At 39.7% G+C, this 9,543-nt stretch carries 11 protein-coding genes; 1 reads left to right on the top strand and 10 read right to left on the bottom strand.

Features of this window, described 5'->3' with window-relative positions:
* Nucleotides 1–11: 11 nt before the first annotated feature.
* From HMPREF2877_RS06080 to tig, 9 genes are all read right to left on the bottom strand, one after another.
* Nucleotides 12–530, bottom strand: coding sequence for a 5'-nucleotidase (locus HMPREF2877_RS06080; protein WP_256262931.1), 519 nt, complete (start codon nucleotides 528–530; stop codon nucleotides 12–14).
* Between the two features lie 164 nt (nucleotides 531–694).
* A complete protein-coding gene (locus HMPREF2877_RS06075; protein WP_070579164.1) occupies nucleotides 695–1,438 on the bottom strand; it encodes a 16S rRNA (uracil(1498)-N(3))-methyltransferase in 744 nt (247 codons plus the stop codon).
* Nucleotides 1,439–2,392, bottom strand: coding sequence for a 50S ribosomal protein L11 methyltransferase (prmA, locus tag HMPREF2877_RS06070; RefSeq protein ID WP_014633682.1), 954 nt, complete (start codon nucleotides 2,390–2,392; stop codon nucleotides 1,439–1,441).
* Nucleotides 2,393–2,444: 52 nt separating this feature from the next.
* Nucleotides 2,445–2,918: a GNAT family N-acetyltransferase gene (locus tag HMPREF2877_RS06065; protein WP_070579167.1), complete on the bottom strand. Its 474-nt coding sequence runs from the start codon at nucleotides 2,916–2,918 to the stop codon at nucleotides 2,445–2,447.
* Entirely contained in the window at nucleotides 2,918–3,352 is a 435-nt protein-coding gene (locus HMPREF2877_RS06060) for an NUDIX hydrolase (protein ID WP_070579161.1), read from the bottom strand. Before HMPREF2877_RS06060 ends, HMPREF2877_RS06065 begins: the two co-directional genes overlap by 1 nt.
* 15 nt (nucleotides 3,353–3,367) lie before the next feature.
* Complete coding sequence (locus HMPREF2877_RS06055) at nucleotides 3,368–3,838, bottom strand: DUF3013 family protein (protein WP_013989957.1); 471 nt, start codon at nucleotides 3,836–3,838, stop codon at nucleotides 3,368–3,370.
* A gap of 94 nt (nucleotides 3,839–3,932) precedes the next feature.
* Nucleotides 3,933–5,537: a CTP synthase gene (locus tag HMPREF2877_RS06050; RefSeq protein WP_070579158.1), complete on the bottom strand. Its 1,605-nt coding sequence runs from the start codon at nucleotides 5,535–5,537 to the stop codon at nucleotides 3,933–3,935.
* 252 nt (nucleotides 5,538–5,789) lie between these two features.
* Entirely contained in the window at nucleotides 5,790–6,365 is a 576-nt protein-coding gene (gene rpoE / locus HMPREF2877_RS06045; RefSeq protein ID WP_002885605.1) for a DNA-directed RNA polymerase subunit delta, read from the bottom strand.
* A 157-nt stretch (nucleotides 6,366–6,522) separates the two neighbouring features.
* Nucleotides 6,523–7,806 (bottom strand): trigger factor, encoded by a 1,284-nt coding sequence (gene tig, locus HMPREF2877_RS06040; protein ID WP_013989955.1) that lies wholly within the window; start codon nucleotides 7,804–7,806, stop codon nucleotides 6,523–6,525.
* 142 nt (nucleotides 7,807–7,948) lie between these two features.
* Between tig and HMPREF2877_RS06035 the strand changes: the two genes are divergently transcribed.
* Nucleotides 7,949–8,791, top strand: coding sequence for a mechanosensitive ion channel family protein (locus tag HMPREF2877_RS06035; protein ID WP_041817181.1), 843 nt, complete (start codon nucleotides 7,949–7,951; stop codon nucleotides 8,789–8,791).
* Between the two features lie 108 nt (nucleotides 8,792–8,899).
* Here HMPREF2877_RS06035 and HMPREF2877_RS06030 read toward each other — a convergent pair whose 3' ends face one another.
* On the bottom strand, nucleotides 8,900–9,397 hold the full coding sequence (locus HMPREF2877_RS06030; protein WP_013989953.1) for a sigma-70 RNA polymerase sigma factor region 4 domain-containing protein: 498 nt from the start codon (nucleotides 9,395–9,397) through the stop codon (nucleotides 8,900–8,902).
* Between the last annotated feature and the right edge of the window lie 146 nt (nucleotides 9,398–9,543).

Here is a 9,543-nt window from a genome sequence, read left to right as displayed (position 1 = left end):
GAGTTAGCAGGCTAAGCCTGCTTAGAGTTTTTTTTGATAAGAACGGCAGTTTTAGACAAACCAACTGTTTGAGACGGCTTATCTTGATAATAATCATAGTTAACCAAGTTGGTATGAAGGTCTGTTGTTGACAAAATCTGCATATCAACGGTCTGCCCCTCATGAGCAGGCTCTGTAACAGTTTCAGCCTGTACTGGCACTGCTGGTGTCACCTGATTGGCATTCGTCAAAACAGCACTGGCTTCTTGACTTGCTTGGGTCGTTGAGGTATTAGCTGATGGCTCTGTAGACGCATTTGTCGCTACTGTTGTTGGTGTAGCAGAGACGGTCTCTGTTCCTCCTTGAACAGCTGTCCCAGAAGTTCCTTGTCCTGATACTACAGAGGCACCACTATCTGCCACAGTTTCGGTAGAAGTAGTTGGTACTGGTGCCGTTGCTTCATCAGCTTGCCCTACGACTTGTGGCACAGTCAAGATAGCAAAGAGGCCCAAAACCACAGCGGATTGAGTCACATAACGATTCGTTTTCATTAAAAATCTTCCCCTTTTATAAAGATAATACAATTATATTAAACCTAAATAAGATTATCAACTTTTTTAGAATTACTCGATTCGTCATACAAAACCAATGAGAAGATTCAATCTTAGCTTAAAAGTGTCAAATACAAAAAAGTTGGAACAAGGCCAACTTTCTCTTATTTATTCAATTCTAGGGCATAACTCACACTACTCAAAGCGTAGAGAGGAGCCGTTTCCGTCCGCATAATACGCGGTCCAAGGCCAATTTTAACGCCACCAGCTTCCTCAAAAACATCAATCTCAGACGGAGAAATACCACCTTCTGGTCCAAAGATAAAGAGAATTTTCTGACCACTCTCTACCTGAGCCAACTCACGAGCTAGAGTAGCCAACTCGCCTGCTTTGGCTGTTTCCTCATAGGCGATAAAAATCTTATCAAAATTATCTAATTCTGATAGAAATTCTCCCTTCTTCTCGAACAATCTAACTTCTGGAACACGATTACGCTTGGATTGTTCTGCAGCTCCCAGAGCAATCTTGGCAAGCTTATCTTCCTTCTTGGCAAGCTTCTTACCATCCCACTTGACCACAGACCAGTCGGCAGGGAAGGCCCAGATAGCCTGAGCTCCAAGCTCTGTTGCCTTTTGTGTCACCAGATCCAGCTTATCTCCCTTGGGAAAGCCAGAGGCAATGGTTACAGATACAGGCATCTCAACATTATCATTTAAGTCTTCAATCACTTCAAAGATATGATTCTCACGGTCAGTCACACGCGCAAGACGCTTGATACCGTCTTCAAAAACCAAGACAACCTGATCATCCTCTGTTAAACGCATAACGTTAAACATATGCTTCACAGTATCCTTGTCTTTTATGATTACTGGATTTTCAACCTGCCCTTTTATAAAATACTGTTGCATTTACCCTCCAATCACACCTGAAATATCATCTGTCTTCTTGAAGACACAGGCATTCCACTCTCCCTGAACCATGTGAGTTTCTAGGAAGAAACCTGCTTTCTCAGCCGATGCTCGCACCATATCCCATTTTTCAGAGATAATCCCTGACATAATCAAATAACCTTCGTCCTTAACCAAACGGTAGGCATCTTCCGTCAGATGGATGAGAATATCCGCCAAAATATTAGCCACGATAACATCAGCTTCTTGAGTTACACCCTTCAAAAGATCACCTGCAGCAACGTGGATATTTTCCATGCCAGGATTCATATCAATGTTTTCCTGTGCCACTCGAACCGCCACATCGTCAAGGTCATAGGCATAGATTTCCTTAGCTCCAAGAAGAGAGCTAGCAATCGAGAGGACACCCGAACCAGTTCCCACATCAATCACCGTCTCGCCACCACGAAGCACCTGTTCGAGTGCAAAAAGACTCATCTTAGTCGTTGGGTGTGTTCCGGTTCCAAAGGCCATGCCAGGATCTAGCTTGATAATCTTCTCACCTACTGATGCCTCATAATCCGTCCATGACGGTACGATAGTCAAATCGTGGGTAATGCGAGCTGGTTCATAGTACTTCTTCCAATTCTCAGCCCAGTCTTCTTCAACCAATTCTTGAGTAGCCAAGTGAATATCTCCAGTTTCAAGACCAAAATCCGTCAACTCAGCCAAACGCTCATTAACCTGCTTAGTAATAGCTTCGATATCTGCTGACTCCGGATAATAAGCCGTAATTTTAACCGTCTCAACCTGTTCAACCTCAGGATAAAGCTCACCAAAACGGTCCGCATTTTCCAAATAATCTGCACTATCATCAATAGCCACACCTTGACTACCAGATTCAATTAAAATATTCGAAGCCGCCTCTTCGACCTCACGATTAACCTCAATCGTTAATTCTTGCCATTTGTCCATATATTTTATCAACCTATATAAGAGATTCAGTCGAAAAACTGAACCTTCCTTTCTATTTCTCTATCATTTTTTTCATGTAGACCATATCCATACCTTCTTTTTCAGGTTCGATATGGGTTTGACGATAGCCATTTTTCTCGTAGAATGTGACCATGCCTGCATCCTGTAACACTGTACACAAATCCCATTGTGTGACAGTTGGAAATTCCATTTCTAGCAATCTCAGACCCTCAGAACCATAACCTTTCCCTTGATACTGGGGCAAAATCGCTGCCGTTCCCAACCAAGCTTCCGTTAATTCTTCATTGGTCTGAACTCGTAAAAATCCGATCTTCTCTTCGTTGTCTTTCACAAAGTAGTAATAGCTATTGGGACGCTCTACCAGTTTCCACTTGATTCGTTCGCGATCCTCTAGATAGGGATCATATTCATCTTGGTATTTGTCATAGACTGCCTTAAAACTGGCTCTTTGAATGGCAATAATCGTTTCTAAATCTTCTGCTCTGACTCTCTCAAGTGTTATCATCATTTCTTCTCCACATAATCACGTACTCGTTCCTGCAACTGGGGAATGACACCTTCTGCTTTTATAAAATCCTCTACAGGCATTACTTTAAATTCCTGCCCCTCGTCACCAAAACGAATCTCACGATACTGCTCTTGGCTAATTCGGCCAACCACAAAGACAGCTGACCTATCTTTATCCAACATACTAGGATAGATTTTCGACCAAATAATCGATTCCTCTGTCAAAGTCAAGCCCAGCTCCTCCCAGACCTCACGTTGAAGACATTCAAGAGGCGTTTCTTGACCTTCTCTTCCACCACCTGGCAATTCCCATGTATTTGGCCAAGGAATATCTGGTTTATTATCTCTGAGAATGACCAAAATACTTTGCTCTACGAGTAAGGCAGCCTTAACACCTGTAAAATCAAACTGATCTTTTAAATAAGCATCCATCCTTTTTCGCTCCCTTTAATACCTTGGATAAGCAAAAAATTCCTTCTCTTCAAGTTGAGCTTTCCCTTTTTCAAAAGCATCTTTGTCCCAAACCAAACCAAATTCCTCAGGTCCATCATCAGATAGAAAATCCATCAAGTCACTCAATCCTTCTGTCGCCACCTCATTTAGGGTCTCCGCAAAATAGGCCAAAAACTCACGAGATAGACCTTTCTTAGGTTCATATGGGATTGTCACTAGGTAGTCTTCTTCATCAAAACGTGATTTTGCTGGATTGTAAAAGAGCACGTAGTCTTCAAAAATAACATCTTCATCAGACACTTCACCCTTATCATCAATAGTCTCCACATTGCTACTGTTTTGCGCTTCTAGGATAAAGGTTACTTCCACAGCGTGATTCTTTTTATCCCAGTCCATAGCGAAATCATAGTCCAGGTGCTTATCTAATTCTTCTTCTAATACTGACAAAAAGCCGAATTTAGCCATTTGTTTTCCTCGTTCTTTCTTATTATTCCCTTTATTTTAGCATAAAAGGAGCCAATAAAAAACAGAGTAGGCTGTCCCACTCTGTCCTAGTTTATTATTTAGCATTTTCAACCGCTGCTGTCACAAAGGCAGTGTAAAGTTCTTCAGCATGGTTTGGACGGCTATGGTATTCTGGGTGGTATTGCGCTGCCACAAAGAATTTCTTGTCTGGGAGTTCTACAACTTCCATCAAACGATTATCTGGTGACACACCTGAGAATACAAAGCCCTCAGCCTCAAACTGTTCACGGAACTTAGTATTAAATTCATAACGGTGACGGTGACGACGTTGAACAACTTCTTGGTTGCCATAAGCTGCAGCAGCCTTAGAACCTGGTTTCAACTTACATGGGTAAAGACCGAGACGAAGAGTACCACCCATGTCTTCAATGTCAATTTGATCACGCATAATATCGATAATTGGATATTTTGTGTTTGGATCAAGCTCAGCTGAATTAGCGCCATCCAAGTTAAGGACATGACGAGCAAACTCAATACATGTCAATTGCATACCAAGACAGACACCCAACATTGGCACATCATTTTCACGTGCATAACGAATAGCTTGAATCTTACCTTCAGTACCACGTTGACCAAAACCACCAGGAACGATGATACCATCAGCATCAGCCAAACGAGAAGCAACATTTTCGACAGTCAAATCATTAGCATTGACCCAGTCAATGTCAATAGCAGTATCATTTGCCAAACCAGAGTGTTTAAGTGCCTCAACCACTGACAAGTAAGCATCATGAAGCTCCACGTACTTACCAACAAGGGCAATCTTAGTTGTCTTCTTAAGATTAAGTACCTTATCAACCATAGCAGACCATTCTGTCATATCTGCAGCTGGAGCATCTAGTTTCAAATGATCACAAACGATTTGATCCATACCTTGAGCCTGCATATTAAGTGGCACTTGATAGATATGCTCCACGTCGAGTGATTCGATAACAGCCTCAGGTGCAACATCACAGAACTGAGCCAATTTATTCTTGATTCCTTGACCAGCAGGTTGTTCTGTACGAATAACCAACATATTTGGTTGGATACCCAAACCACGCAATTCCTTAACAGAGTGTTGCGTTGGTTTTGTCTTCATTTCACCAGCAGCCTTCAAATAAGGAAGAAGCGTTGTGTGGATATACATAACGTTCTCAGAACCAACATCAGCCTTCATTTGACGAAGTGCTTCAAGGAATGGGAGACTTTCAATATCCCCAACCGTACCACCAACTTCAGTGATAATGACATCTGAATCAGTCGTTGTCGCTGCACGCTTAATCTTGTCTTTCAAAGCATCTGTGATATGCGGAATCACCTGAACAGTCGCACCAAGATACTCCCCTTTACGTTCCTTACGCAAAACTTCGCTATAAATCTTACCAGTAGTCACGTTAGAGTATTTATTAAGATTGATATCAATAAAACGTTCGTAGTGACCAAGGTCAAGGTCAGTTTCAGCACCATCATCAGTAACATAAACTTCACCGTGTTGGTAAGGACTCATTGTCCCTGGGTCAATATTGATGTAAGGATCGAATTTTTGAATCGTAACCTTAAGACCACGGTTCTTAAGCAAACGTCCAAGACTTGCAGCTACAATCCCTTTACCAATTGAAGATACCACACCACCAGTGACGAAAATATATTTTGTCATGTTAACTCCTTATAATATTATTCAAAACAACTACAGATAGTAGATTGATTACCCACTCAGATAATCACGACAGCCCTTTCCTAGTACCTGATGGGAGCGGTACAAAGTACCTCACCTTAGACAAGTCTAGTAAATGACTAAAAACAAAAATGACCCCCAAGAGTTTCACTCTGGGAGCCTTAATCATGACCTCTTCAAAAGAGGTGCCCGATAAATAGTCTAAACTATCCAAGACCATTTGTCAATGAAAACTTAGTCGTTTGACTCATCCTCATAGTCATCGTCATCATCTTCTTCTGACAACTCAACATCATCCAAATCATCATCTGGAATAATTTCATTCAACTCAGAGTCATAAGATTCCACTTCGGCTTTCTCATCATCTTCGCTATCGTCGTCATATTCAAGACTATCAGAATCAGGTGTGAAGTTTTCATCTTCTGGATCATCGTCATTATAATCGATGGCATCTTCATCACCATCCATGAAGGCATTAACTTTCTTGTTCTTACGTTTTGGTGCATTTTCATCAGTATCTTCCAATGTGATGACTTCTTCATCGATTTCATCAATTGCATACCATGAACGCAAGCCCCATTTGTTATCACCTAGTGGAATGAAACTTCCATCCGTATTCAAATCTGAATAAAAGAATGGCAAAGCATTGCGGATATCAGCATCCGATTTTTCTAAGTAATTTTGAATTTCATTGACTAAATCATTGAAATACATTTCATTATCACGACCACGTGTTTCTAAGATAGCACGGGCCACTTCAATCATTGATAATTCACTTTTTTCTTGTCCAGCAAATACGTCTAATTCCAAAGTGGTTCTCCTTCATTCTTACTCAAGCTAGTTTCCATCAGAAATAGCTCAGCAATCAATTTTTCGCTACCTTTTATTTTACGCTAAAAAGAGTCAATAGTCAAAGCATTTATAGAAGAAAAAATCAAGTCTCAACAGAAACTTGATTTTAGTCATATTATTTAACTTTTGCTGTGCTTGTGATAACTTCAACAGCTTTCTTCATAGTGATATCGTGTTTAAGCATTTCAGGTGAAAGAAGTGCAGAAACTTGTGATACTTCCATGTTGTACTCAGCTGCAAGATCATTGATTTCTTTTTGGATTTCTTCTTCTGTAGCGTCGAATCCTTCAGCAGCAGCAACAGCTTCGATAACAAGGTTAGTTTTCACACGTTTGTCAGCGTCAGCTTCATATTGTTTGTGAAGATCTTCTTGAGTTGTACCAGTGATTTGGAAGTACATTTCAGGAGAGATACCTTGACGTTGCATGTTACCCATGAATTCGTTCATAGCACGGTGAACTTCGTCTTCAACCATTTCTGCTGGCAATTCAACAATTTCAGCGTTTTCAACAGCCAAATCAAGTGCAGCACCTTCAACAGCGTCATCATATGCGATTTCTTTAGCTGCTTCAAGTTCTTTACGGTATTTAGCTTTCAACTCATCAAGAGTTTCAACTTCATCGTCAAGATCTTTAGCCAACTCATCATCAAGAGCAGGAACTTCTTTAGCTTTAACTTCGTTAACTTTAGTAACAAATACAGCAGCTTTACCTGCAAGGTCAGCAGCTTGATAGTCTTCTGGGAAAGTTACTTTAACTTCTACTTCATCACCAGCTTTTGCTCCAACCAATTGGTCTTCGAATCCTGGGATAAATTGACCTGAACCAAGTTCAAGAGAGTGGTTTTCACCTTTACCACCGTCAAATTCAACACCATCTACTGAACCAACAAAGTCGATAACAACAGTGTCGCCATTTTCAGCTGCACCTTCTTTAACGACCAATTCAGCCAAGTTTTTGCGTTCGTTTTCAAGCTTAGCATCAACTTCTTCATCAGTAACTTCTTTAGAAGCCTCAACTGAAACTTCAAGATCTTTATATGCACCAAGTTTTACTTCAGGTTTTGTAACAACTTCTGCAGTAAGTGTCCAATCTTGGCCTTTTTCAATTGATTTTACATCAATTTTTGGTTGTGCAACAACATCAAGACCAAGTTCAGCAATCGCTGCTTCATAAGCTGCTGGAAGAATTGCATTCAAAGCATCGTCGTAAAGAGCTTCTTCACCAAATTTTTGGTTAAATACGGCACGAGGCATGTGTCCTTTACGGAAGCCTGGAGCGTTCAAATTCTTTTTAACCTTGTTAAACGCTTGATCCAAAGCTGGTTGAATTTTATCTTGACCGATAGTGAATGTCACCACACCACGGTTAGTGGCTGTGTTTTCAAATGATACAGACATGTAGTCATTCTCCTTAAAATTTTTTATAGATACAGTTTAGTTTACCATATTTCAAAGCCTTTTAAAAGTTTTTTTCTCCAATTTAATCACAAGAAAATCGTTAGGAACTGCTACTTTTTCAAATTTTTGATAAACTAAAGCTATGAATATTTTACAAAGATACATCCAACAATTTAATTTTGAAGAGACCCTAATGGTACTCATTACAAAAGGGATTAAGCTCCTCATTCTTCTCATAATCTTTCTTCTTAGTAAGAAGATTATCAACTTCCTTTTTAAACATACAGTCGGACGCTCTCTAGCTTGGACAATTCAAACACCTGCTCGACAAAAAACCATTGAACGTTTACTACACAATTGCATGAACTACGTGCTATACTTTTTCCTTGTTTACTGGCTTCTTAGTATCCTTGGGGTTCCAGTATCTAGCCTCCTTGCTGGTGCAGGACTTGCTGGAGTTGCTCTTGGTCTAGGAGCTCAAGGCTTCCTATCAGATGTCGTTAATGGTTTTTTCATCTTGTTAGAAAACCAATTTGAAGTCGGTGACTCAGTTGAAGTAGGACCCGTTACAGGCCTTATTTCAACCGTAGGTATTCGAACTACTCAAATTCGAGGATTTGATGGGACCCTCCATTTTATACCTAACAGAAATATCACAATTGTATCCAACAAATCTCGAGGAGACATGAGAGCTCAAATTGATATCCCAGTCTATCCATCAACCGATATCAATAAGGTGACCAGCATCATCCAAGAAGTAAATCAAGAAAACATTGAAAACTATCCTCAAATCAGTGGAGCACCTAATATTATTGGATTAAGCACAACTCCTTCTGGACAACTGGTATTTCGTATTGACATCTTTACACAAAATGGACAACAAACTCATATCTATGCAGACTTCTTAAAACTTTACCAAGAAGCCCTAATTAAAGAAAGTATTGAACTTCCAAGATTCATTGGAAACCCTATAGCAGTAAAATAAATTCATCACATTAAAAACACTTCAAAAGATAGATAAGATAAATCTACTTTCGAAGTGTTTTTTCTATGACTTATACACAATAATACTAGTCCAGTTCTATATTGAGAATTAATCATCTTCATTGTAAGGATCAAAATCAACCATCCAAACTTTTAACTCTCGAATCATCTTTTTTCGACCTCTAAAACACTCCCCAGCTAGCAAACGGTCTAACTTAGTAGCATCTTCCGAAGACAACTGATTACGGAAAGCATTAAGCTGCTCATCATAAACAAGCCTATCAACAGCATCTAACTCTTTATTCGGAAGACAAAAAGCAATATCTGAAATTTCGATATAACATTGTCGATTAGCTTGTCGTTTTACAGACTCCTGCCTTCTAACCTCATCATTAAGTCTATTCCTAAATTTCGTTTTAAAATAACGCCGTAGCTTATCATCATCAGACTTTAATTCAGGAAACTTTTCTAAAAGCTGATAAAGCGTCATCATAGCCTCTTGCTCCATATCAGCTTGGTCCCAAAGTTGGATGAAATATTGTCTACTAGCCTTAAGTACAATCGGCCTTACAACTTCATATGCGTGAACAAAAATTTCTTGTTCCATTCAACCTCCTATTAATAGATATAATTTTTGTAATTAAATTAATTACGAAACCTATTATAAGAGATAGATAAGAAATAAAATAGCGACATTTATGTCACTATAAAACTGATAAAAACAAAAAAAGCTAGACCTAAGTCCAGCAATGA

Source organism: Streptococcus sp. HMSC072D03 (assembly GCF_001812855.1).
Lineage (GTDB): Bacteria > Bacillota > Bacilli > Lactobacillales > Streptococcaceae > Streptococcus > Streptococcus salivarius_D.
This window is presented reverse-complemented; position numbering and strand designations above follow the sequence as displayed.

Bases quoted from the DNA above. Each gene is read 5' to 3' on its own strand.
- HMPREF2877_RS06080 (WP_256262931.1), bottom strand. From the start codon at position 530: ATGAAAACGAATCGTTATGTGACTCAATCCGCTGTGGTTTTGGGCCTC.
- HMPREF2877_RS06075 (WP_070579164.1), bottom strand. From the start codon at position 1,438: ATGCAACAGTATTTTATAAAAGGGCAGGTTGAAAATCCAGTAATCATA.
- prmA (WP_014633682.1), bottom strand. From the start codon at position 2,392: ATGGACAAATGGCAAGAATTAACGATTGAGGTTAATCGTGAGGTCGAA.
- HMPREF2877_RS06065 (WP_070579167.1), bottom strand. From the start codon at position 2,918: ATGATAACACTTGAGAGAGTCAGAGCAGAAGATTTAGAAACGATTATT.
- HMPREF2877_RS06060 (WP_070579161.1), bottom strand. From the start codon at position 3,352: ATGGATGCTTATTTAAAAGATCAGTTTGATTTTACAGGTGTTAAGGCT.
- HMPREF2877_RS06055 (WP_013989957.1), bottom strand. From the start codon at position 3,838: ATGGCTAAATTCGGCTTTTTGTCAGTATTAGAAGAAGAATTAGATAAG.
- HMPREF2877_RS06050 (WP_070579158.1), bottom strand. From the start codon at position 5,537: ATGACAAAATATATTTTCGTCACTGGTGGTGTGGTATCTTCAATTGGT.
- tig (WP_013989955.1), bottom strand. From the start codon at position 7,806: ATGTCTGTATCATTTGAAAACACAGCCACTAACCGTGGTGTGGTGACA.
- HMPREF2877_RS06035 (WP_041817181.1), top strand. From the start codon at position 7,949: ATGAATATTTTACAAAGATACATCCAACAATTTAATTTTGAAGAGACC.
- HMPREF2877_RS06030 (WP_013989953.1), bottom strand. From the start codon at position 9,397: ATGGAACAAGAAATTTTTGTTCACGCATATGAAGTTGTAAGGCCGATT.